Consider the following 24,468-nt stretch of genomic DNA (forward strand, 5'->3'; position numbering starts at 1 on the left):
GGCTTGCTTCACTTATTTACCGGGCCATTTCGCGCAACAGGAAGGCGGCAAACCAGAGTAGCCCCGGGAGCTTACACAAGTAAGTGACCGGGGGACGAAGGTGCAGCCAACACACCTGTGACGTGGGGGAGGACGGTAAAGCATTTACCTAAGTATTTCGCGCGACAGGAAGGCGGTAAACCTGAGTTGCCCCGGGAGCTTACACAAGTAAGTGACCGGGGGACGAAGGTGCAGCCAACACACCTGTGACGTGGGGGAGGACGGTAAATGATTTACCTAAGTATTTCGCACTACAGGAAGGCGGCAAACCTGAGTATCCCCGGGAGCTTACACAAGTAAGTGACTGGGGGATGAGGGTGCAGCCAACGCACCTGTCGCGTGAAAGACGACGGTAAATTTATTCGATACCCTGACTACGCAGATAATCTTCATAGTTCCCGCTGAAGTCGATGACGCGCTGCGGCGTAATCTCAATCACGCGGGTTGCCAGCGAGCTGACAAATTCACGGTCGTGGGAAACGAAGATCAGCGTGCCCTGGTACATCTCCAGTGCCATGTTCAGCGATTCGATGGATTCCATATCCAGGTGGTTGGTCGGTTCGTCCATAACGAGGATGTTCGGTTTTTGCATCATCAGCTTGCCGAACAGCATGCGGCCTTTTTCACCACCGGACAGCACTTTCGCCGGTTTCTTGATATCGTCCTGGCTGAACAGCAGGCGACCGAGGATGCTGCGCACCGCTTGTTCGTCATCACCTTCCTGTTTCCACTGGCTCATCCAGTCGAAGACGGTCAGATCGTTATCAAAATCTTCGGCGTGATCCTGCGCGTAGTAACCGATCTGGGCGTTTTCAGACCATTTCACCGTGCCGTTATCAGGCTCAAGCTCGCCCACCAGCGTTTTCAGCATGGTGGATTTACCCACGCCGTTCGCACCCAGAATGGCGATCTTCTCGCCCACTTCCAGCAGCATGTTGAAGTTTTTAAACAACGGGCCTTCATCAAAACCTTTAGTAAGGGCTTCCACTTCCAGCGCGTTGCGGAACAATTTCTTGTCCTGTTCGAAGCGGATAAACGGGTTCTGACGACTGGAAGCCTTAACTTCTTCCAGCTTGATTTTGTCAATTTGGCGCGCGCGTGACGTCGCCTGGCGAGATTTGGAGGCGTTCGCGCTAAAACGGCTGACGAACGATTGCAGATCGGCGATCTGCGCTTTTTTCTTGGCGTTATCCGCCAGCAGACGTTCGCGCGCCTGGGTCGCCGCCGTCATGTATTCATCGTAGTTGCCCGGATAAACGCGCAGCTCGCCGTAGTCGAGATCCGCCATGTGCGTACAGACCATGTTAAGGAAGTGGCGGTCGTGCGAAATGATGATCATGGTGCTGTCACGTTCGTTCAGCACCTGCTCCAGCCAGCGGATGGTGTCGATGTCCAGGTTGTTGGTTGGTTCATCGAGCAGCAGAATGTCCGGATTGGCAAATAGCGCCTGCGCCAGTAACACACGCAGTTTCCAGCCGGGGGCGATTTCGCTCATTGGGCCGTAGTGCTGCTCAACCGGAATGCCGACGCCGAGCAGCAGTTCGCCCGCGCGCGCTTCCGCCGAGTAACCGTCCATTTCGCCGTACTGCACTTCGAGGTCGGCCACTTTGTAGCCGTCCTCTTCGCTCATTTCCGCGAGGCCATAAATACGGTCTCGTTCCTGTTTCACTTCCCACAGTTCTGCATGGCCCATGATCACCGTGTCGAGCACGCTGAACTCTTCAAAGGCGAACTGATCCTGGCGCAACTTACCGATACGCTCATTCGGATCGAGAGAGACGTTACCCAACGTCGGCTCTAAATCGCCGCCGAGGATTTTCATAAAGGTGGATTTACCACTCCCGTTAGCCCCGATCAGGCCGTAACGGTTGCCGCCGCCAAATTTGACGGAGATATTTTCGAACAGCGGCTTGCTGCCGAATTGCATGGTGACGTTGCTGGTGACTAACACAGAGGTATCCTGAAATATGTGACAAACACCCTATTATGCCACAATTCCGAATTAGATTCCTGCCTGACGTCAGCCCACTAAACTGCAAGCAAAGGGAAAAAAGTGTGATTTCGTACACATCTGAATTCCCTGGACGGTGGAATGCACATATAATGCGCTTCCTGCATTCTCAACCCAACGGCCTGTGTGGCAATAAGTCTTGCATAAGATGAACATGAAATTAACAACCCTTTTAGCGGCGGCGTTTGCTGTCGTGGGATTTTGCAAAAGCGCGTCTGCTGTTACATATCCGCTGCCGACTGATGGCAGTCGTTTGATCGGTCAGAACCAGGTCGTCACTATTCCGGAAGGCAATAACCAGCCGCTGGAATATTTTGCGGCTGAATACCAAATGGGTCTGTCCAACATGCTGGAAGCAAACCCGGGCATTGATGCCTACCTGCCGAAAGGCGGCACTGTGATGAACGTTCCACAGCAGCTGATCCTGCCGGATACGGTTCACGAAGGGATCGTGATCAACAGTGCGGAAATGCGCCTCTACTACTATCCGAAAGGCACCAACACGGTGATCGTGCTGCCAATCGGTATCGGCCAGTTGGGTAAAGACACCCCGATTGCCTGGACCACCAAAGTAGAACGTAAAAAAGCGGGTCCGACATGGACGCCGACGGCGAAAATGCACGCGGAATACGCGGCAATGGGTCAACCGCTGCCGCCGGTTGTGCCGGCAGGCCCGGATAACCCGATGGGTCTGTACGCGCTCTATATCGGCCGCCTGTACGCCATTCACGGCACCAACGCTAACTTCGGTATCGGCCTGCGCGTGAGCCACGGCTGTGTGCGTCTGCGTAACGACGACATCAAATTCCTGTTCGAAAACGTGCCGGTCGGTACGCGCGTACAGTTTATTGATGAGCCGGTAAAAGCGACCACCGAGCCGGATGGCAGCCGTTACATCGAAGTTCACAACCCGCTGTCCACCACGGAAGCGCAGTTCACTGGTGGTGAGATTGTGCCGATTGCGCTGACCAAAGCGGTGCAGGCCGTGACTAACCAGTCTGATGTTGATTCAAACGTGGTTGATCAGGCGATTCAGAACCGTTCCGGTATGCCGGTTCGTCTGAACTGATTACGGTTGATAGCATAGAAAAGCGGAGCAATGGCTCCGCTTTTTTTATCCGTGATTCACCACAATAATGCCGCCGTGATCGTAGCGATAATGACAATGGGCATACTCCAGCGGTGTGCCATCTTCCAGATAAATTACCTGCTCCACTTCCAGCACCGGGTCGGTCTCTTCACAGTTCAGATACTGCTTATCTTCCGCCCAGGGTTTTAACGCGCGCACAATGCGGTATGAGCCCATGATCTTCAGCGCCAGATCGTCTTGCACGTAGCGAAACACCGAGCTTTCCAGATGCCCGCGGTTTAATCCCGGCACCAGATTCACCGGCATCAACGTAAATTCCAGCGACATCGGTTCACCTTCCAGCAACCGCAGGCGAATAAAGTCATACACCGGGTCATCCGGCCCCACCAGCAGCGAGGCCTGTTCCTTTTCCGTGGGGAAACGCAACTCAAAGCGGATGATTTTACTGGTGACTTCGCCGACATTTTCCCAGGTCTTGGTCGCACCGAAATAGTCGCTGCCCGGCAGATCCCAGCGCGACAGTTGCAGGAAATTCTTACGGATAAACGTGCCCTGGCCCTGACGGGTATAAACCAGCCCTTCAACAATCAGCTGGCGCATCGCCTGCTGAATGGTCATCCGGCTGGTGGCAAACTCTGCCGCGAGCGCGAACTGATCCGGCAGGGGCGCGCTGGCGGCGTACTGCTGGCTAAGAATGCGCCGCTTAATTTCCCGCGCGATAGTGATGTATTTTGCCGCCATAGCCTTCCTTCATTTTTAGTCTATCCCGTTGTTTCTTAAGGCCACTCTCTCGGCTATTTTGAGGAAAGGCAGGTAGAAGAATACACCAAAGATGATGATTATCAACTGAACCACCACCGCCCGCCAGTCGCCTGCGGTGGCCAGCCAGGCGCTTAAAATCGGCGGCGTTGTCCACGGGATCATCACCACACAGCGCGAAATCCAACCGAGCGAGGTACAAAGCCAGGCAAACCAGATACCCAGCGCCGGAAGCAGCACAAACGGGATCATCAGCGGCAGGTTAAAGACGATGGGCAGACCAAAAATCACCGGTTCATTAATATTGAATAAGCCAGGCGAGATGGCGAGCCGCGCCACCTGCTTCGCCGACTGCTGCTTCGCGAAGATAAAGATGGCGATAAGCAACGAGAGAGTGCTGCCGGTGCCGCCAATCATGCCGAACGTGGGCACAAAAATACTGTTGATGATATGCGGAATGGGCTGCCCGTTAGCAAACGCCAACATGTTCTCGTTGGTGTTAATCAACAGCAGTGGTTCGAGGATCACGCCGTTAACCACCGTCTGGTGAATCCCGAGCGTAAACAGAAAGTTACCAAAACTGTAGATAAACAGTGTGCCCGGTAAACTGGTATTAATCTGCCGCAGCGGCTGCTGGATAAGTGTGGTGATGAGGTGGATCAAATCCGTATGCAACAGGTTCGCCAACAGCGCCGCGACAATGGCGAACAGCGATAACGTAATGATCGCCGGGATCAGCGAGGAGAAAGATTGCCCCACCGCCGAGGGCACATTTTCCCCGAGCGAAATAGCGAATCTCTTCACGCTGGCAACGCGGATAAACAGCTCCGTGGAGAGCAAGCCAATGATCACCCCGGCGAAAATCCCTGTCGTGCCAATGTTGGTAAACGCCAGCATCTGCGTCACGCTCACCGTCGCTTTCCCGCCAACGGGCACCACATCCAGTTGCATCGGCATCATGATAATAAAGCTGGAGAGCGCAATGACCACCGCCGACACCGGGTTGTCAAAGTTCTTATTGCGCGCCAGCGACCAGGCGGTCATTGGCGCAATTAATAACGCGGCGATATTCAGCGTGCCGTTGATCACCGCCTCGCCCCAGACTTTAAAACGCGCCAGCGTCTCCCCTTCCAGCACCCAGGGGAAAACCACGTTATTAATCAATACCGCCAGCCCGGCGAGGATAAAAATCGGCATCACCGCCGCGAACGCGTCACGCAGCGATCGCAGATGCACCTGGTTTGCCAGCCGGGCGGAGAACTCGACAAATTTATCGACGAATGACTGCATTTTCGGCGTGATGTTGCTGTCAGACATTGCGGCTACCCTCTCAATCGTTACTTACATGTCGCGGCCGTTGCTGCGAATCAGCTGTTGCAGCCAGCGATAGCTCTTTTTCGGTACGCGTTTTAAATCTTTCAGGTCGTGGTTTTCGCGATTGACGTACACCACGCCGTAGCGCTTACGCATATCGCCCTGGGAACTGAGAATGTCGATCAAGCCCCAGCCGAGGTAGCCCAACACCAGTGCGCCGTCCTCAAAGATGGCTTCCTGCATCGCCTGGATATGGTCGCGGTGATAAGCAATGCGGTAATCGTCCTCGATCGGATTAACGCCGTCCCACGCTTCAATCACGCCGATGCCGTTTTCAATCGGGAACACCGGCAAACGCCAGTCGTTGTAATAGCGAGTAATAATGGCGCGGAAACCAAGCGGGTCGATTTGCCAGCCCCATTCGGTCGCCTCAAGATACGGGTTCGCTTTATCGCCCTGTTGCAGGAAATAATTGACCGGGGTTCCCGGCACAATGGCATCGCTGTCGAGGGTTTTGCTGGCGTAGTAACTAAACGCCATAAAGTCGTTTTTGACCCGCGCGATTTCCGCCAAATCCTCATCACGGTAGATATCGCGAAAACCTTCCCTGTCGACCACCGCCATCACTTCCGGGCTGTAACCCTGCCCGGCATAGACTCGCAGCAGGTTCTGATTGAGGAATTCGTCATATTGCAGTGCGCAGAACACATCGCGCGGTTTGCAGGTCGCCGGGTAAACCAACTGGTGCGCCAGCATGCCGCCCATTAATTTTCCGGGCTGGGTAGCGTGCAGGTAATGGGTCAGCAGCACATGCGCCATCATCACATGGTGCTGAATCTGATAAAGCTCGCGCAGGGTTTTCTCACCTTGCAGATAGCCACCAACCTGAAAGGCGCCTGGCATGTGGTAAATATTCTGCTCGTTAAACGTCAGCCAGTACTTCACCCGGCTACCAAAGCAGTCGATCATCTTTTTGCCGTAGCGCACAAAAGCATCCTGCACGCGCCGGTCGGCAAAACCGTTGTACTGCTCGGCCAACGCCAGCGGCATATCAAAGTGATAGAGGCAGATCATCGGTTCAATGCCGCGCGCCAGTAGATCGTCGATAAAGCGGTCATAAAAGGCGATGCCCTCGTCGTTGAACTCGCCATCGCCCTGCGGGCAAACGCGGCTCCAGGAAATCTGAAAGCGGTAGCAGTTCATGCCGAGATCCTGCATCAGGTCGAAATCTTCCTGATAGCGGTGGTACGAATCGGTGGCGACTTTCCAGTCGGAGGCAAATTCGCTGGCTTCGCGAATATCGTAGACCGACATCCCCTTCCCGCCCTCATTCCACGCGCCTTCGGTCTGCATGCTGGATACAGAGTTGCCCCATAAAAAGCCGCCCGGTAACGTTTTGTTCATCTCGCTTCTCCATGACTAGTCATTTTTAATATATGACTAGTCATATAGATAACGGTGAAAAAATGGGCAAAAGGGACGATGCGATTTTGTGACGCTATTCGAAAGAAAAGAAAAACGCGACGGGGTGAGCGTCGCGTTTGAGAGGCAGGATAATTACTGTTGTTTTAACTGGTTACGGCGATATTCACCCTGGCGCTCAAACATCCAGCCGGGATATTCTCGCGGCAGGGCGCTCACCGCATCCAGCTGTTGCAGTTCGTCATCACTCAGGCGAATCGCCGTCGCCGCAATGTTATCGTCCAGTTGTTCCGGGCGTTTCGCGCCGATAATCACGCTGCTGACTACCGGTTGATGCAGCAGCCAGGCCAGCGCGATCTGCGCCACGGAAACCCCTTTGCTGTCGGCGATGGTGCGCATAACGTCCACGCAATCAAAGGCGCGGTCTTTATTCACCGGCGGGAAATCGAACGCCAGGCGGCGTCCACCGGCTTGTGCCTGACCGTCGCGGCTATATTTACCGCTCAGCAAGCCGCCCGCCAGCGGGCTCCAGACCATCAGCCCCACGCCTTCGCTCTGCATCATCGGCACCAGTTCACGTTCCAGATCGCGACCGGCAATGGTGTAGTAAGCCTGTAGCGAGGCGAAACGCGCCAGCCCAAGACGCTCCGAAATTCCCAGCGCTTTGGCGATTTGCCATGCCGCCCAGTTAGAGACGCCGATATAGCGCACATGCCCGTGCTGAACGAGGTTATCCAGCGCGTAAAGCGTCTCCTCGATGGGTGTGGCCGGATCAAAGCCGTGCAACTGGTAGAGATCAATATGATCCAGTTGCATGCGCTTGAGGCTCTCTTTCACGCTATTCATGATGTGATAACGCGAACTGCCACGCGAGTTCACCCCGGCGGTGCCGGTTTCGCCAAACACTTTGGTGGCGACGATGACATTTTCTCGCGGCACTTTCAGGTTTTTCAGCGCCTGGCCGGTGATCTCCTCCGAACGCCCGTCGGAATAGACGTTCGCGGTGTCGATAAAGTTAATGCCGGCATCGAGCGCGCTGCCGACCAGTTGCTCGGCTTGCGCCTGTTGCAACTGGCCGATTTTGCTCCACATGCTCTCGCTGTCGTCACCGCCAAATGTCATGGTGCCGAGGCACAGTTCAGAAACAAACAGTCCGGTATTGCCCAGTTTTTTGTAGCGCATGATGGCGTCTCCTCATCTGTTTAGTTGACGCAGACAGTTATACGCAATCCTCTGCGGCGGCGAATGTGAGGATCCTGCCTGTTTCTTGCCCAATTCTCTGACTATCCGCGCGGTGCATCACCAAACACTTTGTAATCAGGGAGTTGCACATTCTGATACGGTTCCCAACCGCCGCCGAGCGCTTTATACAATGCCACCAGATCGAGGCTACTTTGCACCCGCGCCTGCTCACGCTGCTGGCTGGCCTGCGCCAGCTGGCGCTGGGCATCCAGCACATCGATAAAGCTGGCAATTCCCTGACGATAGCTGTCGGTGGCAAGTGAGAAGGCGTTTTGCAGCGCACTGAGCGTTTTATCCAGCCCCGCTTCCCGCTGCTGATCGGCGCGGTAACTGACCAGCGCATTTTCCACATCGCCCAGTGCGCTGAGCACCGTCTGGCGGTAGTTCAGCACCGCAGCGCCCTGCTCTGCGCGCGCCAGCTTGACGCTCGATACCAGCCGCCCGCCCTGGAAAATGGGAATCGAAATCTGCGGGCCGAAGCTATAAAAATGGCTGCTCCAGTCGGTAAGCCAGTTGGTTTCGCTGTTGCGCAGACCAAACTGGCCGCTCAATGACAAGCTGGGGAACAACTGCGCAACCGAAACGCCAATCTGTGCCGTCGCTGCATGCAGGCTGGCTTCCGCTTCGCGAACGTCGGGGCGACGGCGCGCCAGCGTCGACGGAATTCCGGTTGGAATAATGTCCGGCAGCGCGGGTAACGGCTGCGCATTACGCAATTCGCTGTCCAGCGCACCGGGCGGTTTACCGAGCAGGATCGCTAACGCGTTCATCGCCTGACGCTCCTGCGCTTCATATTGCGGGAGTTGCGCTTCCAGATTGCCGACCTGCGCGCGGGCGTTTTCCACATCCAGTTGAGGTGAAAGGCCGCCTTTTTGCCTGTTTTCGGTCAGCGTAAATGTCTGCTGCGCGCTGTCGATTTGTGTTTTCAGTGTGCTGATGATGTTCTGCGCACCGCGCAGTTGCAGCCACGCGCGCGCCACTTCGGCTTCCAGCGATACCAGCGCATCGTTACGTTGTTCAATTGCCTGCTGCTGCTGCGCCGATGCCGCTTCTACCTGGCGTCGCACTTTACCCCACAGATCCAGTTCCCACTGGGCGTCAAAACTGCCCTGATAGAGGTTCACCGGTTGGGTAAGCGCCCCGAGGGCCCCGCTGATCGCCGGGTCGGCGTCCTGCAACTGGCCATCCACGTTATGGGATTTCAGCTCGCCTTCAATACCCAGTTGCTGGCGAGTCGCTTTCAGCGAACCGTTAACCGCTGGCAGAAACGCGCCACCCGCCTGATTAATCTGCTCGCGCGCACCGGCAATGCGCAGGACGGTTTGCTGGAGCGAGAGATTATCTTTAATCGCCCGCTCAATCAGGCTGTTCAACTGCGGCGACTGGAAGGTTGTCCACCAGCGCGGATTCACCGCCTGCGAAGAGGTCTGCGATTTAACCGCTTTGTCACCCGGATCGTTCCAGCGCGCAGGCGTTTGCGGTTTGGGCGCCTGGTAATCCGGCCCGACAGCACAGCCTGCAAGCCACAGCGACAACAGGGTTACGGGAAAACGACACCACGTCATATTAATGTGCTCCTGCGCTGCCTTCGCTTTTGATCGGCGAAAGCAATAAACAAAAGGGGATCAGCAACATCGCCACCAGGCTGAGCACGGTGAAAACGTCGATATAGGCCAGAAAACGCGACTGGGCGATCATCGCTTTGTACATCTGCCCGGTGGCGCTACTCAGCGGATCGCCGACAAGGCTGGTGAAGTTACGAATCGCCTCGGCAGACTCACGCAAAGCCTGCTGAAATTGCTCATTAAAGGGAGACGTATGCTCTGATAAGTGCGACATATGCGCCTGCGAGCGCTCGGTGATCGCCGCTGTTGACAGCGAAATACCAACCGAACCCGCCACGTTACGGAACATGGTAAACAGCGCCGCCGCATCGGCATTAAGCTGGCGCGGGATCGAGATGAAGGCGATGGTCGTCAACGGTACGAACAGGAAACCCAGCCCAATCGACTGCGCACTGCGAAACAACATCAGCGTTTCAAAGTCGATATCCGGAGCCAGCGTACGCGACCACCAGAATGAGGCCGCCAGGCAGAAAAAGCCGAAGGCGATTATCCAGCGCGTCTGCACCACTGGCATCAGTTTCAGCACCAGCGGAATAGTCAGCACAATCAATACTGCGCCGGGCGACAGCACCAGCCCGGACCAGGTGGCGGTGTAGCCCAGATCCTGCTGCGCCAGCTGTGGGATCACCACCGAGCTGCCGTAGAGGATCATCGCCATGCCAGCCATCAGCAAGCTGGAAACCGTAAAGTTTTTATCCGCCATGCAGCGCAAGTCGACCACCGGTTTTTTCGCATACATCAGCCAGTAAATAGCGCCGACAATACCAATTGCGGTGAGAACGGCGAAAATACGGGTGAAATCAGAGTTGAACCAGTCTTCATCTTCACCGCGATCGAGCATCACTTGCAGGCAGCCCAGCCCCAGCGCAATCAGGCCAATGCCCGGCCAGTCGATAGACAATTTCTGCTTCGATTTGCGCTCCCAGGGCGGATCTTCCAGCAACTGGTAAATCGCCAGAACCGTGACAATACCCACCGGAATATTGATAAAAAAGACCCAACGCCAGGAGTAGTTATCGGTTATCCAGCCGCCCAGCGTTGGCCCCAGCACCGGGGCAACAATAATGGCGATAGAGGACAAACCAAACGCTTTGCCGCGATCTTCCGGTTTGAAGTAATCCAGCAACACCGATTGCTGCGTGGGCTGCAAACCGCCGCCAAAAAAGCCCTGCAAAATACGAAACAGGATGATTTGCCAAAGCTCAGTGGCGATGCCGCACAGAAATGAACAGACGGTAAACATCACAATGCAGATCAGGAAAAACTGCTTGCGCCCGAAGGTGCGGCTGAGAAAAGCCGAGATCGGCAGAACGATACCGTTCGCCACCAGGTAGCTGGTCAGCACCCATGTTGATTCGTCATAACTGGCGGAGAGCGAACCGGCGACGTGCGGCAGCGCCACGTTAACAATCGTGGTATCGAGGATCTCCATAAACACCGCGAGGGTGACGACCCACGCCACCGCCCACGGGTTACTGGCGGGTTTCCAGTTCTCGTGGCTGTGATCTGTCATTCCAGCGTCACCTTCGGTTCAACGGAAAGGCCTAACGGCAACGGTTTGTTGGGATCCAGACCTTTATCGATAACGATTTTCACCGGTACGCGCTGGACGATTTTGACAAAGTTGCCGGTCGCATTTTCTGAAGGAAACGCGGCGAACTTCGACCCGCTGCCCTGCTGGATACTATCGATATGCCCTTCCAGTTCCAGATCTGGCCACGCATCCACTTTGACGCTGACTTTATTCCCCGGACGCATACGCTCAAGCTGCGACTCTTTAAAGTTCGCCACCACCCACACGTCTGGTGAGACCAGCGAAAACAGCGCGGTGCCTGCCTGTACCAAGGTTCCGTTTTGCACATTGCGTTTGGTGATAAAGCCATCGAATGGGGCGCGCACTTCCGTCCAGGATAAATTCAGATTCGCGGTTTCCAGCTGCGCTTTTGCCTGCGCCACTTGCTGCTGGCGCGCTTCGACATTGGTTTCCTGCTGACGGATTTGCAACTGCACCTGGTCGGCGACTTCCAGCTGTGCCTGCGCGCTGGCAAGTTGTGCCTGCGCGCTACGCAACTGGGCATTAGCACTATCGATATTTTGCTGTGTGGTGGCGCGAGGATCGACACCACGCTGACGGCGATAAGCGGCTTCGGCGTTTGCCAGATCGGCTTTTGCTTTCAGCACCTGCGCGCGCGCTTCATCACGCTGTGCGGGATACTGCACTTTTGATAAGTCCAGTTGCGCCTGCGCCTGGTGAAGCTGTGCGATTGCCAGCCCCAGTTGCGCTTGCGCCTGATCGCGCTGCGCGGTGGCATCGCGCGGGTCAATCGTGACCAGCAAATCCCCTTTCTTGACGCGCTGGTTATCTTTCACCCGCAACTCAGTGACATAACCTGCCACCTTCGGCGCAATCGTCACCGCGTCGCCATCGGTAAAAGCGTCGTCAGTGGTCTCTTCATTACGGGTTAAAAACCACCACACCAGCGCAACAATCACCATCACGCCGACAACGATGGCGAGGATAATCAGTGGCTTCTTTCCGGGGCGTTTACGTGGATTTTGGTTGTTATCGTCCTGAACATCGTCAGGATGCGTTGTGTTTTCTGCCATAGTTTCGCAACAGTCCTGTCAGGTAACGGCGCCAGGGATGCGCCGTTAACTAAAGTTAGGCGGTTGCTATACATTTGCCAGGATAAACTGACAAATCAGCACTATCTGAATAAGAGTAATCCGTATCCCACCAGCGCCGCCCACAGCAGCATCGGCATGGAATAAAGATGAAAGCGCCACCAGATGCGGCGATCGTTTGCCATACGCAGCGCGATAAGATTGGCCAGCGAACCGGGCAGCAAACCAAAGCCGCCAACGTTCACCGCCCATGCCAGCAGCGTATCCGGCGGTACATAATTGAGTAGCAAAATGGTCGCGGGCACATTACTGATAAATTGCGACAGGCCAATGGCCGTCAACCACAACCCTGAAGGTGACAACTGGCTGGCACTGTTCAACACCGAATGCAGCGCAGGCAACTGAATCAGCAGGTGGACATCAATAAACATGGCGATAAAGACCAGCAACAGCGTCCAGTCCACGCTAAGCACTACCCGCCACGCCAGCAGCAAGAACCCGATGGCGACAATTGCCAGCCCCCACAGCTCCTGTTTCAACTCCAGCGCGGTAATAAAGATTACGTAGAAACCGAGGCAGCTCCACACCAAACGGGGTTGCCAGTCCGGCGTTTGTACACCGCTGTGATAGTTAAGCGCCTTTTTCGGAAAACAGAACCAGCACACCACCAACAGCGTAACCATCATTGCCAGCGCCAGCGGCGCCATCTGCCAGATGAAAGCCGGGAAAGAGAGGCCAGAGCGTCCCCAGATAAGAATGTTTTGTGGGTTTCCGATAGGCGTTAATAACGACCCGGCATTGACCGCCAGCGCTTCAAAAATGATCAGCCGGTTAACCGGGATTTCGCACAGTTTCTTCAGCGTGATGGTCAGCGGCACCACAATGAACAGCGCCACATCATTGGTGAGAAACGTGGAGAGGAGCGCCGCCGCCAGCACCATAAACATCGCCAGCCGACGCTGATGATGAAAACGGCGCACCATACGCCGCCCAATCACATCAAAATAACCGCTCAGCTCAACGCCTTTGGTCAGCAACATCAACCCGCTAAGGGTAATAATGGTGTGCCAGTCAATCGCACCCGGCCAGGTTTTGGGCGCAAACGGGACGAAAAAACACAGCATGACACCGATAATCAGTAACAGATGCAGGAAACGGTCGCGCGCCAGGGCGCGCATGAGGGGCATAGTCATTCAGATGGTTGCTCGTGTTGCAGAGTAAAGCGACGGAAACAGTCGAGCGTCTCCTGGCTAACGTGATGTTCCATACCTTCGGCGTCGCGGCGCGCAATCTCCGGACTCACGCCCAGCACCAGCAGGAAGCTCTCTACGATTTGATGACGCTCGCGGCTCTCCTGCGCCAGCCTCTCACCTTCCGCAGTCAAAAAAACGCCGCGCCAGGGGATCTGTTCAATTAAGCCGACTGTCGCCAGTCTTTTTAACATTTTCGCAACCGTCGGTTGTGAAACGCCAAGACGGGCGGCCATATCCACCTGGCGGGCTTCGCCCACTTCGCGGATCAAATCCGAAATCAGTTCAACATAGTCATCAATCAGCTCGCGACGATGCGCTTCACGCACCTGACGAAAGCCTTCAACGTGCTCTTCTACATTTACCAGCGTCACTTTTTTTATTGTTTGCTTACCTGCGCGACGGTTCATTGTGCTTCCTCTGAAGGTGTGACACCTGTGCAGCATCATATAAGAGAAGCGCCATTGTAAACCATCCGTGAATCAGCACAAAAAATTAACGTCTTAGCCATAGCTATAGAACATAGCCTGTGCTATATCTGTATGTAATGCGTTCACCCTTCATGGAACGAAGGGCCTGAAAATGGCAGGAGGTAACGATGAATGAGTTCAAGAGGTGTATGCGCGTGTTTAGTCACTCTCCCTTTAAAGTCCGTTTAATGCTGCTGAATATGTTGTCCGATATCATTACCGGCAAACCTCAGCAGGACTCCGACAAATCTTCTCACTAATGCGGCGTCGCGGTACGCCGCTTCATTTTTCTGTCACAATCCCCCGTCATACTGAACAGTTAGTCTAAAAATCAGCGTATTTTTGCTGGATTTGCAATCATTCTCTCAAAACAACCGCTTAGCCCCTGTTGACCTTCGACGCGCCTCGCTCTATCTTTGCGCTGCCCTGCACAAATTGCGGCTCGCAGATGCGGACCCCCTCCCCTCTTCACACGCACTGTCCGGCAGGTTTTGACCCTTAACGCCAGGGTGAGCACATGGCGTTTTCATGACAGTAATCTATGAGCTTAATCCTTAAAGAATCCGTTGCCTTTCGCAGCCAGACGCTCAACCCGTGGACGGGTTTCTACTTTTTACAATCGATGTTGATTAACTTCGCTCTGGGTTATGAATTTAGCGTGATGTATGCGGTACTTTTAACCTGCGCGCTGCTGATCCTCTGGCGTCATGCGCCTCGCGCGCAGAAAACCGTTCTCGGGATTATCTCGCTGGTTGCCGCCTGTTATTTCCCCTTTGGCCGGGCATACGGCGCGCCGAACTTCAACACGCTGCTGGCACTGCTGTCGACCAATATGGAAGAGTCGACGGAAATTCTGACTATCTTCCCGTGGTATCACTACGCTATTGGCGTATTCATTTTTGCACTGGGCGTGATTTCGCTGCGCCGTCGGATTATCGTGCGTTCCACGCCATGGCTGAAATGGGACACGCTGGGCACGATTGTGTGCATCGCTTCTTATTTTATTGGCCCGGTGCAAAACCACTTCAAAGGTTACGAATTCAGGATCATTGATACCGGTGTTCCGGTGCTTCGTTTCGTGCGCGACGTGGCGTTTAACTACTATGTAGTCAAAGAAGAACAGAAAAATATGGCCGCGCTCGCCAGTGTGAAAGACACATGGACTGTGCTGGCGGTGAAACCGAAATACCATACTTACGTGGTGGTGATTGGCGAAAGTGCACGTCGCGACGCGCTGGGCGCCTTTGGCGGCCACTGGAACAATACCCCGTTTGCCAGCCAGGTAAACGGCACGCTGTTTACGGATTACATTTCCGCAAGCGGTTCAACACAAAAATCCCTTGGGCTGACGTTAAATCGCGTGGTGGAAGACCAACCGCAGTATCAGGATAATTTTGTCACGCTGGCTAACCGTGCCGGTTTCCAGACGTGGTGGTTTTCTAATCAGGGACAGATTGGTGAATACGACACAGCCATCGCCAGTATCGCTAAGCGTGCCGATGAAGTGCAGTTTTTGAAACGTGGTGACTTCGAAGCAGATAAGAATACGCGCGACGAGGATCTGTTAAAACTCACTAACCAGGTGCTGAGCACTAAACGCACCCAGCCGCAGCTGATTGTGCTGCATTTGATGGGCTCGCACCCGCAGGCCTGCGATCGCACCGGCGGCAAATACAACGAGTTTGTACAGTCAAAAGAGACCTCCTGCTACCTCTATTCCATCACGCAGACCGATGATTTCCTGGGAAAAATGTATTCGCAGCTGGTCAATACCGGCGAAAGTTTCTCGATGGTTTATTTCTCGGATCACGGGCTGGCGATTAAAGAACGCGGAAAAGAAGTGCAGTACCTGGCACATGCCGATACTTTTCAACAGGACTTCCAGGTGCCGTTTATGGTGCTTTCCAGCGACGATACTAAACATCGGGTAATTAAAGCGCGCCGTTCAGCGAACGACTTTTTGAGCTTCTTTTCGCAGTGGACGGGGATCAGCGCAGAGCAGATTAAAAATCCTTACCGTTTTATGTCCGAGCAAAAAGCCGGGCCAGCGTACATTACCAACTTTAAGTTACAGAAAGTTGACTACAACCATCTCGGCACGGATCTCTTCGATACGCGTAGTACGCGGTAATTTCTGAAGCAGATTGCAGGCAAAAAAAATCCGCCCAGTGGGCGGATTTTTTATTATCGCCGAAGCGATTAGAAGCGGTAACCAACGCCAGCAATCCAGGTGCCAACGTCTACGCTACGGATACGGCTCTGCTCGTAGGAGAAGTCCAGAGCAACGTTTTCCATCGGGTTGAACTGCAGACCGGCACCGTAAGAGAAACCGTAGTCGCTGGTGTCAGACACTTTAGCGGTGTCTACAGTCTGCTGGAATTTACCGTAACCTACACCCACAACACCGTAGATGCTCGCCCAGTCGTTGATGCGGTAAGCCGGACCTGCGGTGATGCCGTAGTACTGCGCTTTGTTATAAACGCTGCTTTCGGTGCGATCTTTTTCAGTGTAAGTAAAGGAACCGATAACACCCAGCGGGTTGTTGTCCTGCTCGTAGCGATATTTCAGGTTGAAACCGTTAGTTTTGTTAGCAATACCCTGAGCGTCGCTCTGAGCATAGCCGCCAGTTACGGTTGAAGTTGCTGCTACTGCGGAACCTGCAGAAACCGCCAGAAGTGCGGCCAGTGCTGAAAGACATGCAATTTTTTTCATAATCCACCTCAAATGTGCTTCAAGTAAATCCTACGTCCTACGCATTTAAATATATCAAAATTAGTTAAGAAACTCTTTGCGGGAATTGGGGTCTAAAGCGCCATTTGATGTAACAGAAAGTTTCCGCTACTGACCAACCCTTTCAAAAAAAAGCAGTTTTCCCACACAACACACCATTATGCTGCGCATTTAATGGCACATTCATCCAGATAATTCTTAATTGGATAGGTTAATTAACCATCAGAGTGGCGCTATTCTACGGATTTTTCAGTTACTTTTTTTCAACAAACGCTCAACCAGCCGGGGGTAATTCAAGTAGACTGCCTCTTTTACTTTATTTGACAGAAATTGACGGGAGAAAGGATGCCTGCGCAGTCTCGTAAATTGCCGGTGTGGTTGCCGGTATTAATATTGCTTGTCGCGATGATGTCCATTCAGGGAGGCGCGTCGCTGGCGAAATCACTGTTTCCGATTGTTGGCGCACCCGGCGTCACCGCGCTGCGTCTCGCACTTGGCACCCTTATTTTGGTCGTAGTGTTCAAGCCCTGGCGTTTACGTTTTACCCGTGAACAACGCCTGCCGCTGCTGTTTTACGGCCTGTCGCTCGGCGCCATGAACTATATGTTCTATTTATCGATCCAGACGATACCGCTCGGCGTTGCGGTGGCGCTGGAATTTACCGGCCCGCTGGCGGTGGCGCTTTTCGCCTCACGCCGCCCGGTGGATTTCATCTGGGTGATCCTGGCGGTACTTGGCCTCTGGTATCTGCTGCCGCTAGGCGAAAATGTCTCACATGTCGATCTCACTGGCGCGGCGTTTGCCCTTGGTGCCGGCGCGTGCTGGGCAATCTATATCCTTTCCGGGCAGCGCGCCGGGGAAGAGCATGGCCCGGCAACAGTAGCGCTGGGTTCATTAATTGCGGCGGTAGTTTTTGTGCCGCTTGGCGCGTTCCAGGCGGGCGAAGTGCTGTGGCACTGGTCTGTTCTGCCGCTGGGGATCGCCGTGGCGATTTTATCCACCGCCCTGCCTTACTCGCTGGAGATGATCGCCCTGACGCGCTTACCGACTCGTACATTCGGCACATTGATGAGTATGGAACCGGCGATGGCGGCAATTTCCGGCATGATCTTCCTCGGTGAAACGCTCACCTTCCAGCAAGCGCTAGCGTTGGCGGCGATTATTATCGCGTCGATGGGCTCGACACTCACGCTGCGTCGGGAAGCGACAGTCAAAGAAATTGATATCGGCTAAATAACTATTATTTGGCATGAGATGCTTCTTATGCCAAATATTCCCCCCACATAGCAGACATTATTTCTTACTTTTCCCAGCATCCTGCATTAAATAGAATCATTCGCATTTTAGAAATAATAAGTCATTAGAATTATCTTACATTTCATTTGATTAGTTGCGTCATCCTGAAATTCTTTCCTATATTTTATATTCGCTATCGAACTGATAGGCACAGCCAAGACTGGCAGCAAAAATCTGGTGCTATACTTAGTTTCGGTAATTTCCTGGGACACAAACATCAAGAGGATATGAGATTATGAGTACCGCTAAACTGGTTAAAACGAAAGCGTCTAATCTGCTTTATACCCGTAACGATGTATCGGATAGCGATAAAAAAGCGACCATTGAGCTGCTGAATCGCCAGGTGATCCAGTTTATTGACCTGTCGCTGATCACTAAACAGGCCCACTGGAATATGCGCGGTGCTAACTTCATTGCCGTACATGAAATGCTGGATGGCTTCCGTACAGCGCTGGTAACCCACCTTGATACCATGGCAGAACGCGCCGTACAGCTGGGCGGTGTCGCACTGGGCACCACGCAGGTGATTAACAGCAAAACCGCGCTGAAAAGCTATCCGCTGGATATTCATAGCGTGCAGGATCATCTCAAAGAACTGGCCGATCGTTACGCGGTGGTCGCCAACGATGTACGTAAAGCGATTGGCGAAGCGAAAGACGAAGATACCGCTGATATCTTTACCGCCGCTTCCCGCGACCTTGACAAATTCTTATGGTTCATTGAGTCCAACATTGAGTAATCCATAAGTTTTGCCTATACGCCCTGCGCATCCCGCGCAGGGTTTTGCACTATTACAGTGCGCATTTTCTCCCCTCCCACGCACAAAGTTACCACTTCGTAATTATCTCATCACAAAATTGTTATCAAGTGATTGTTTTTACCCCACGAACTGCGCTAAAAAAAAGCAAAACAGGCCACGTCGCCAGAATGCACCAAAACAGTGACTCAAAATGGTGCATACGGCTATTGTTGCTACACTTATTGTGCAACCGGGTAAAGGTTCACCTTTACAAAACAATAGGTTGTAAACCTGGCATGATTTTTTCATACTGCGTTCATTCTCGCAGGGGTTCGTTCCCTGGATACAAAAGGAAAAACTATGAAGTCTGTATTGAAATTTTCCCTGGCTGCACTCGCTCTCGCTTTTGCCGTTTCTTCTCAGGCTGCTGACAAAAAACTGGTTGTCGCCACCGACACTGCGTTCGTTCCTTTCGAATTCAAACAAGGTAACCAATATGTTGGTTTCGACGTGGATCTGTGGGCAGCAATCGCCAAAGAACTGAAACTGGATTACGAACTGAAGCCGATGGACTTCAGCGGCATCATCCCTGCGCTGCAAACCAAAAATATCGATCTGGCGCTGGCGGGTATCACTATTACGGAAGAACGTAAAAAAGCCATCGATTTCTCTGACGGCTACTACAAAAGCGGCCTGCTGGTGATGGTGAAAGCCAACAACAACGACGTGAAAAGTGTGAAAGACCTTGATGGTAAAGTGCTGGCAGTGAAGAGCGGCACCGGTTCTGTTGACTACGCGAAAGCGAACATCAAAACCAAAGACCTGCGTCAGTTCCCGAATATCGATAACGCGTATATGGAGTTGGGCACTGGTCGCGCTGACGCGGTACTGCACGACACGCCGAACATCCTGTACTTCATCAAAACCGCTGGCAACGGCAAGTTCAAAGCTGTCGGCGACTCTCTGGAAGCGCAGCAGTACGGTATCGCCTTCCCGAAAGGCAGCGATGAACTGCGCGAGAAAGTGAACGGTGCGCTGAAAACGCTGCACGACAACGGCACGTACAACGAAATCTACAAAAAATGGTTCGGCACCGAACCTAAATAATTATTAAAAAATAAAGCGTTACACCTCGGAGGCAGCTTTCGCCTCCGATGCTTTTTGTTAAAACCACGGTATACAGGAACACATCATGCAGTTTGACTGGAGCGCCATCTGGCCCGCCATTCCGCTTTTGCTTGACGGGGCCAAAATGACCTTATGGATCTCGATCCTGGGTCTGGCTGGCGGCATCGTTATCGGCCTGCTGGCCGGTTTAGCCCGTACCTATGGCGGCTGGATTTCTAACCACATCGCACTGGTTTTCATCGAAGTTATTCGCGGTACGCCAATCGTCGTTCAGGTGATGTATATTTACTTCGCCTTGCCGATGGCCTTCCCCGATATCCGTATCGACACCTTCAGCGCCGCAGTGATCACCATCATGATCAACTCCGGGGCGTATATCGCCGAAATCACACGCGGCTCCGTGCTGTCCATCCATAAAGGTTTCAGCGAAGCGGGCCAGGCGCTGGGGCTTTCCCGCGTTGAAACTATCCGCCATGTGATCATGCCGCTGGCGCTGCGTCGCATGCTGCCGCCGCTGGGTAACCAGTTGATCATCAGCATCAAAGATACGTCGCTGTTTATTGTTATCGGCGCAGCCGAATTAACCCGTCAGGGCCAGGAAATCATTGCCGGTAACTTCCGTGCGCTGGAAATCTGGACCGCCGTCGGGGTGATTTATCTGATCATTACCCAGGCGCTGAACATCGTGCTCCGCCGTCTTGAAAAAAGGATGAAAATCCTGTGATTGAATTTAAAAACGTTTCCAAGCACTTCGGTCAAACCCAGGTGCTACACAATATCGACTTGAACATTACTCAGGGTGAAGTGGTGGTGATTATCGGGCCGTCCGGCTCCGGGAAATCGACGCTGCTGCGCTGTATTAACAAGCTGGAAGAGATCACCAGCGGCGATCTGATTGTCGACGGTCTGAAAGTTAACGATCCGAAAGTGGACGAACGCCTGATCCGCCAGGAAGCGGGTATGGTGTTCCAGCAGTTTTACCTGTTCCCGCACCTGACCGCGCTGGAAAACGTCATGTTTGGTCCGATTCGTGTACGCGGCGCAAAGAAAGAAGACGCAGAAAAATTGGCGAAAGATCTGCTGGCGAAAGTCGGGCTCGCCGAGCGAGGCCACCACTATCCGTCTGAGCTTTCCGGCGGTCAGCAGCAGCGTGTGGCGATTGCCCGCGCGCTGGCAGTCAAACCGAAAATGATGCTGTTTGATGAGCCAACCTCTGCACTCGACCCGGAGCTGCGCCATGAAGTGTTGAAAGTGATGCAGGACCTGGCCGAAGAAGGCATGACCATGGTGATCGTGACCCACGAAATCGGCTTCGCCGAGAAAGTGGCCTCACGTCTGATTTTCATCGATAAAGGCCGCATTGCCGAAGATGGCAACCCTCAGCAGCTGATCGAAAATCCGCCGAGCCAGCGCCTGCAGGAGTTCCTGCAACACGTCTCCTGATTTACCCCGCCCCTCCTTGCGGAGGGGCACTCCCCCAGATTCTTCTCAATTCATCGCGGCCGCGGTACGGCATCTATACTTATCATTTTGCTGGACTTTCTCACCGGAGGAGCACATGCCGTGGATCCTGCTATTGATTGGGTTGTGGTGCGCACCGTTACAGGCTGCGACGATACCCGGCATTACCTCTGCGGCAACCACGCCTGCGCCTGCGACACAAACGAGTGAGCCTAATGTCGAGCAGAAAAAGGCCGCTTATGCCGCGCTTGCGGACGTGCTGGAAAACGATGAGTCGCGCAAGGAACTGATTGATCAGCTACGTAAAGTTGCCACAGAGCCAGCGCAGGAGCCTGTGCCGGAACTCACCCCGCCGGAGGTGAAAGAACAAAAAACGGTACTGGAAAACGTGACCGAGGTGAGTGAACATTATGGCAACGCACTGGCATCGCGTTTTGCTCAGCTGTATCGCAATATCACCGGTTCGCCTCACAAAGCTTTTAACCCGCAGACCTTCAGCAACGCCGCCAGCCATTTTCTGCTATTAGCCGCGCTGGTTTTTGCTTTCTGGTTTCTTGTTCGCTTAGCGGTATTGCCGCTGTATCGCAAAATGGGCGCCTGGGGACGGCGTAAAAACCGCGAACGCAGTAACTGGTTGCAACTGCCTTCAATGATTATCGGCGCGTTTATTATTGACCTGATGCTGCTGGCGTTGACGATATTTGTCGGTCAGTTGCTTAGCGCCAACCTTAACGCTGGCAACAGCACCATTGCCTTCCAACAAAGCCTGTTTCTGAATGCCTTTGCGCTGATTGAGTTTTTTAAAGCAATTTTGCGGCTGGTTTTCTGCCCGCGTATTGCAGATCTGCGTCCATTTCGTATTACCGACGAAACCGCCCGCTACTGGCATCTGCGCCTGAGTGCGCTGAGCAGCCTGATTGGTTACGGTTTGCTGGTTGCCGTACCGATTATTTCCAACCAGGTCAACGTGCAGTTTGGCGCACTAGCGAATGTGGTGATCATGCTCTGCATTACCGTATGGGCGCTGTACCTTATTTTTCATAATAAGCGACAAATTCAGCACAACTTGATTGTCCTGGCGGATCACTCGCTGGCCTTTTTTAGCTTGTTTATACGCGCCTTTGCGTTGATCTGGCACTGGCTCGCCAGCGCTTACTTTATTGTGTTGTTCTTCTTTTCACTGTTCGATCCCGGCAACAGCCTGAAATTCATGATGGGCGCCACGGTCAATAGTCTGGCGATCCTGAGCATTGCCGCATTTCTTTCTGGCGTGTTATCGCGATGGTTGAATAAGACCATTACCCTGTCACCACCGGTACAACGCAACTATCCCGAACTGCAAAAACGGCTCAATGGTTGGCTCTCCGCGTCGTTAAAAGCCGCTCGTATTCTGGTGGTCTGCGCAACCATCATGCTGCTGCTGAACGCCTGGGGGCTGTTTGATGTCTGGCACTGGCTGAATTACGGCGCTGGGGAGAAAACCGTCGATATCCTGATCCGGATTGCCTTGATCCTCTTCTTCTCCGCCGTTGGCTGGACGCTGCTCGCCAGTATTATTGAAAACCGGCTGGCGTCGGATATTCACGGCCGCCCGCTGCCAAGCGCGCGCACCCGCACATTGCTGACGCTGTTTCGCAATGCGCTGGCAGTCGTGATAAGTACCATCACGGTGATGATTGTGCTGTCGGAAATTGGCGTCAACATTGCGCCATTGCTGGCCGGGGCCGGGGCGCTCGGGCTGGCTATCTCCTTTGGTTCGCAGACGCTGGTGAAAGATATTATCACCGGCATTTTTATCCAGTTTGAAAACGGTATGAATACCGGGGATTTGGTCACTATCGGCCCGCTAACCGGAACGGTAGAACGAATGTCGATTCGCTCCGTTGGCGTACGTCAGGATACCGGCGCGTACCACATCATTCCGTGGTCCTCGATAACCACTTTCGCCAACTTTGTGCGCGGCATTGGCTCCGTGGTAGCGAATTATGACGTGAATCGCCAGGAGGACACCGATAAAGCGAATCAGGCGTTAAAAGATGCCGTGGCGGAACTGATGGAGCAGGAGGAGATCCGCGGCTTGATTATTGGCGAACCATCGTTTGCCGGGCTGGTTGGGCTTACCAACACGGCCTTCACGCTTCGCGTCACCTGCACTACCCTGCCGCTGAAACAGTGGACGGTGCGTTTTGCCCTCGACACGATGGTGAAAAAGCATTTCGACCGCGCGGGCGTGCGCCCGCCGGTGCAGACATACCAGATGTTACCGGCAGCGGAAAGTGCAGCACAGCCAGCGTCACCCGCCAGCCCGCCACCGCCGACAGAACCTACCCTTTAAAACGCGTCTGCGCCCAGCGTTTACGCTGGGCCTCATCGAGAAACGTCCAGGCGATAAAACGGCTCTGCTTCTGGCCCTGCGCCATCTCTTTTTTCATTACTTTCACGGCGCCGACCTGGGTCAACGCGCGATACAGGTCGGGCAAGTTATCGCCACGAGACACCAGCGAGGTAAACCACAACACCTGGCGCGCAAACTGTTGGCTTTCAGCAATCATCTTGCTGATAAAAGTCACTTCGCCGCCTTCACACCACAACTCCTGTTGCTGACCGCCAAAGTTAGCGGCGTCGCTGGCTGATTGCCCGAGGTTGCGACGCTTACGCTCACTTCCGGCCTGCGCACTTTGCGCGGAGTCGTGAAACGGCGGGTTGCAGAGCACCGCATCGTACTGCTCATTTTTATGAATAATGCCGGTGAGAACAGACGCCGGATCTTTCTGTCGACGCAACCGCACCGCGCGGCTCAACCCAGGGTTGGCGTTGATGATCGCCTGTGCGCTGGCAAAGGCCTGATCGTTAACTTCGCTACCGGTAAAACGCCAGCCGTATTCATGCGCACCAATCAGCGGATAGATACAGTTTGCACCAGTGCCAATATCCAGCACGCTGGCCTGCGTCGGCACCTTGCCGTCGTTGCTTTCCGCCAGCACATCCGCCAGATGGTGTACGTAATCTGCACGCCCTGGTACTGGTGGGCAGAGAAAACCGTCCGGGATATCCCACTCGCGCACGCCATAAAATTGCGCCAGCAACGCTTTATTCAGGGCTTTAACTGCCTGCGGCTCGGCAAAATTGATGGTCGTCTCACCATTCGGATTCGTGGTAAGAAACGCGCGCAGTGACGGGTTCACGGCGCACAGCGCGTCGAGATCATAGCGGCTGTGATGGCGGTTACGCGGGTGCAGACCCGGCTTCTGGGCATTCATGGCATTC

21 protein-coding genes are annotated in these 24,468 nt (G+C 53.9%); 9 read left to right on the top strand and 12 right to left on the bottom strand.

Translation table 11 applies throughout. From position 1 onward, the window contains the following. Nucleotides 1–397: 397 nt before the first annotated feature. Nucleotides 398–1,990: an ABC-F family ATPase gene (locus C813_RS38555; protein ID WP_017456039.1), complete on the bottom strand. Its 1,593-nt coding sequence runs from the start codon at nt 1,988–1,990 to the stop codon at nt 398–400. Nucleotides 1,991–2,198: 208 nt separating this feature from the next. On the opposite strand from C813_RS38555, the gene ldtB reads away from it, so the two are divergent. Continuing rightward, complete coding sequence (gene ldtB / locus C813_RS38560; protein WP_017456038.1) at nt 2,199–3,119, top strand: L,D-transpeptidase; 921 nt, start codon at nt 2,199–2,201, stop codon at nt 3,117–3,119. A gap of 45 nt (nt 3,120–3,164) precedes the next feature. On the opposite strand, the gene C813_RS38565 is transcribed toward ldtB, so the two are convergent. The 9 genes from C813_RS38565 to mntR all read right to left on the bottom strand — a co-directional run bounded on the left by C813_RS38565 (nt 3,165) and on the right by mntR (nt 13,787). Continuing rightward, the gene (locus C813_RS38565) at nt 3,165–3,881 is read right to left on the bottom strand and encodes a GntR family transcriptional regulator (protein WP_017456037.1); all 717 of its coding nucleotides are present in this window, start codon (nt 3,879–3,881) and stop codon (nt 3,165–3,167) included. Nucleotides 3,882–3,896: 15 nt separating this feature from the next. Then, nucleotides 3,897–5,216, bottom strand: coding sequence for a PTS sugar transporter subunit IIC (locus C813_RS38570; protein WP_017456036.1), 1,320 nt, complete (start codon nt 5,214–5,216; stop codon nt 3,897–3,899). A gap of 24 nt (nt 5,217–5,240) precedes the next feature. Further along, complete coding sequence (locus C813_RS38575) at nt 5,241–6,617, bottom strand: glycoside hydrolase family 1 protein (RefSeq protein ID WP_017456035.1); 1,377 nt, start codon at nt 6,615–6,617, stop codon at nt 5,241–5,243. A gap of 153 nt (nt 6,618–6,770) precedes the next feature. Then, a complete protein-coding gene (locus C813_RS38580; protein ID WP_017456034.1) occupies nt 6,771–7,817 on the bottom strand; it encodes an aldo/keto reductase in 1,047 nt (348 codons plus the stop codon). A 101-nt stretch (nt 7,818–7,918) separates the two neighbouring features. Continuing rightward, nucleotides 7,919–9,442: an efflux transporter outer membrane subunit gene (locus C813_RS38585; RefSeq protein ID WP_017456033.1), complete on the bottom strand. Its 1,524-nt coding sequence runs from the start codon at nt 9,440–9,442 to the stop codon at nt 7,919–7,921. A 1-nt stretch (nt 9,443) separates the two neighbouring features. Beyond that, complete coding sequence (locus C813_RS38590; RefSeq protein WP_017456032.1) at nt 9,444–11,015, bottom strand: DHA2 family efflux MFS transporter permease subunit; 1,572 nt, start codon at nt 11,013–11,015, stop codon at nt 9,444–9,446. Next, nucleotides 11,012–12,109, bottom strand: coding sequence for an HlyD family secretion protein (locus C813_RS38595; RefSeq protein WP_017456031.1), 1,098 nt, complete (start codon nt 12,107–12,109; stop codon nt 11,012–11,014). The genes C813_RS38590 and C813_RS38595 overlap by 4 nt, the downstream gene beginning before the upstream one ends. Before the next feature lie 101 nt (nt 12,110–12,210). Continuing rightward, on the bottom strand, nt 12,211–13,320 hold the full coding sequence (locus C813_RS38600; RefSeq protein ID WP_017456030.1) for an anion transporter: 1,110 nt from the start codon (nt 13,318–13,320) through the stop codon (nt 12,211–12,213). Next, nucleotides 13,317–13,787: a manganese-binding transcriptional regulator MntR gene (gene mntR, locus C813_RS38605; protein ID WP_017456029.1), complete on the bottom strand. Its 471-nt coding sequence runs from the start codon at nt 13,785–13,787 to the stop codon at nt 13,317–13,319. The genes C813_RS38600 and mntR overlap by 4 nt, the downstream gene beginning before the upstream one ends. A 188-nt stretch (nt 13,788–13,975) precedes the next feature. Here mntR and mntS point away from each other — a divergent pair, with 188 nt between their 5' ends. Further along, the gene (mntS, locus tag C813_RS38610; protein WP_017456028.1) at nt 13,976–14,107 is read left to right on the top strand and encodes a manganase accumulation protein MntS; all 132 of its coding nucleotides are present in this window, start codon (nt 13,976–13,978) and stop codon (nt 14,105–14,107) included. A gap of 281 nt (nt 14,108–14,388) precedes the next feature. Next, a complete protein-coding gene (locus tag C813_RS38615; RefSeq protein ID WP_017456027.1) occupies nt 14,389–15,978 on the top strand; it encodes a phosphoethanolamine transferase in 1,590 nt (529 codons plus the stop codon). Between the two features lie 68 nt (nt 15,979–16,046). Here C813_RS38615 and ompX read toward each other — a convergent pair whose 3' ends face one another. Then, nucleotides 16,047–16,559 carry an outer membrane protein OmpX gene (ompX, locus tag C813_RS38620; protein ID WP_017456026.1) on the bottom strand — a complete coding sequence of 171 codons (513 nt, stop codon included), beginning with the start codon at nt 16,557–16,559 and terminating at the stop codon, nt 16,047–16,049. 363 nt (nt 16,560–16,922) lie between these two features. On the opposite strand from ompX, the gene rhtA reads away from it, so the two are divergent. The 6 genes from rhtA (at nt 16,923) to ybiO (ending at nt 23,536) form a co-directional block, all read left to right on the top strand. Continuing rightward, nucleotides 16,923–17,810 (top strand): threonine/homoserine exporter RhtA, encoded by an 888-nt coding sequence (gene rhtA / locus C813_RS38625; RefSeq protein ID WP_017456025.1) that lies wholly within the window; start codon nt 16,923–16,925, stop codon nt 17,808–17,810. Nucleotides 17,811–18,108: 298 nt separating this feature from the next. After that, the gene (gene dps, locus C813_RS38630) at nt 18,109–18,612 is read left to right on the top strand and encodes a DNA starvation/stationary phase protection protein Dps (RefSeq protein ID WP_017456024.1); all 504 of its coding nucleotides are present in this window, start codon (nt 18,109–18,111) and stop codon (nt 18,610–18,612) included. 360 nt (nt 18,613–18,972) lie between these two features. Next, nucleotides 18,973–19,719 (top strand): glutamine ABC transporter substrate-binding protein GlnH, encoded by a 747-nt coding sequence (gene glnH, locus C813_RS38635; RefSeq protein WP_017456023.1) that lies wholly within the window; start codon nt 18,973–18,975, stop codon nt 19,717–19,719. Between the two features lie 85 nt (nt 19,720–19,804). Next, on the top strand, nt 19,805–20,464 hold the full coding sequence (gene glnP, locus C813_RS38640) for a glutamine ABC transporter permease GlnP (RefSeq protein ID WP_017456022.1): 660 nt from the start codon (nt 19,805–19,807) through the stop codon (nt 20,462–20,464). Continuing rightward, entirely contained in the window at nt 20,461–21,183 is a 723-nt protein-coding gene (gene glnQ, locus C813_RS38645; RefSeq protein ID WP_017456021.1) for a glutamine ABC transporter ATP-binding protein GlnQ, read from the top strand. Before glnP ends, glnQ begins: the two co-directional genes overlap by 4 nt. Nucleotides 21,184–21,298: 115 nt before the next feature. Beyond that, nucleotides 21,299–23,536: a mechanosensitive channel protein gene (gene ybiO, locus C813_RS38650; protein WP_017456020.1), complete on the top strand. Its 2,238-nt coding sequence runs from the start codon at nt 21,299–21,301 to the stop codon at nt 23,534–23,536. Here ybiO and rlmF read toward each other — a convergent pair. Continuing rightward, the gene (gene rlmF / locus C813_RS38655; protein ID WP_017456019.1) at nt 23,526–24,461 is read right to left on the bottom strand and encodes a 23S rRNA (adenine(1618)-N(6))-methyltransferase RlmF; all 936 of its coding nucleotides are present in this window, start codon (nt 24,459–24,461) and stop codon (nt 23,526–23,528) included. The two genes, ybiO and rlmF, sit on opposite strands and share 11 nt — an antisense overlap. Nucleotides 24,462–24,468 lie beyond the last annotated feature (7 nt).

Source organism: Kosakonia sacchari SP1, from assembly GCF_000300455.3.
In the GTDB taxonomy this organism is placed as follows: Bacteria; Pseudomonadota; Gammaproteobacteria; order Enterobacterales; family Enterobacteriaceae; genus Kosakonia; species Kosakonia sacchari.

What these genes read in the sequence shown, in the direction of transcription:
- glnP (WP_017456022.1), top strand. Translation starts at nt 19,805, where the DNA reads ATGCAGTTTGACTGGAGCGCCATCTGGCCCGCCATTCCGCTTTTGCTT.
- ldtB (WP_017456038.1), top strand. Translation starts at nt 2,199, where the DNA reads ATGAACATGAAATTAACAACCCTTTTAGCGGCGGCGTTTGCTGTCGTG.
- C813_RS38570 (WP_017456036.1), bottom strand. Translation starts at nt 5,216, where the DNA reads ATGTCTGACAGCAACATCACGCCGAAAATGCAGTCATTCGTCGATAAA.
- dps (WP_017456024.1), top strand. Translation starts at nt 18,109, where the DNA reads ATGAGTACCGCTAAACTGGTTAAAACGAAAGCGTCTAATCTGCTTTAT.
- mntS (WP_017456028.1), top strand. Translation starts at nt 13,976, where the DNA reads ATGAATGAGTTCAAGAGGTGTATGCGCGTGTTTAGTCACTCTCCCTTT.
- C813_RS38600 (WP_017456030.1), bottom strand. Translation starts at nt 13,320, where the DNA reads ATGACTATGCCCCTCATGCGCGCCCTGGCGCGCGACCGTTTCCTGCAT.
- C813_RS38595 (WP_017456031.1), bottom strand. Translation starts at nt 12,109, where the DNA reads ATGGCAGAAAACACAACGCATCCTGACGATGTTCAGGACGATAACAAC.
- rhtA (WP_017456025.1), top strand. Translation starts at nt 16,923, where the DNA reads ATGCCTGCGCAGTCTCGTAAATTGCCGGTGTGGTTGCCGGTATTAATA.
- ybiO (WP_017456020.1), top strand. Translation starts at nt 21,299, where the DNA reads ATGCCGTGGATCCTGCTATTGATTGGGTTGTGGTGCGCACCGTTACAG.
- C813_RS38565 (WP_017456037.1), bottom strand. Translation starts at nt 3,881, where the DNA reads ATGGCGGCAAAATACATCACTATCGCGCGGGAAATTAAGCGGCGCATT.
- C813_RS38585 (WP_017456033.1), bottom strand. Translation starts at nt 9,442, where the DNA reads ATGACGTGGTGTCGTTTTCCCGTAACCCTGTTGTCGCTGTGGCTTGCA.
- mntR (WP_017456029.1), bottom strand. Translation starts at nt 13,787, where the DNA reads ATGAACCGTCGCGCAGGTAAGCAAACAATAAAAAAAGTGACGCTGGTA.
- ompX (WP_017456026.1), bottom strand. Translation starts at nt 16,559, where the DNA reads ATGAAAAAAATTGCATGTCTTTCAGCACTGGCCGCACTTCTGGCGGTT.
- C813_RS38580 (WP_017456034.1), bottom strand. Translation starts at nt 7,817, where the DNA reads ATGCGCTACAAAAAACTGGGCAATACCGGACTGTTTGTTTCTGAACTG.
- C813_RS38615 (WP_017456027.1), top strand. Translation starts at nt 14,389, where the DNA reads ATGAGCTTAATCCTTAAAGAATCCGTTGCCTTTCGCAGCCAGACGCTC.
- C813_RS38575 (WP_017456035.1), bottom strand. Translation starts at nt 6,617, where the DNA reads ATGAACAAAACGTTACCGGGCGGCTTTTTATGGGGCAACTCTGTATCC.
- C813_RS38590 (WP_017456032.1), bottom strand. Translation starts at nt 11,015, where the DNA reads ATGACAGATCACAGCCACGAGAACTGGAAACCCGCCAGTAACCCGTGG.
- glnH (WP_017456023.1), top strand. Translation starts at nt 18,973, where the DNA reads ATGAAGTCTGTATTGAAATTTTCCCTGGCTGCACTCGCTCTCGCTTTT.
- rlmF (WP_017456019.1), bottom strand. Translation starts at nt 24,461, where the DNA reads ATGAATGCCCAGAAGCCGGGTCTGCACCCGCGTAACCGCCATCACAGC.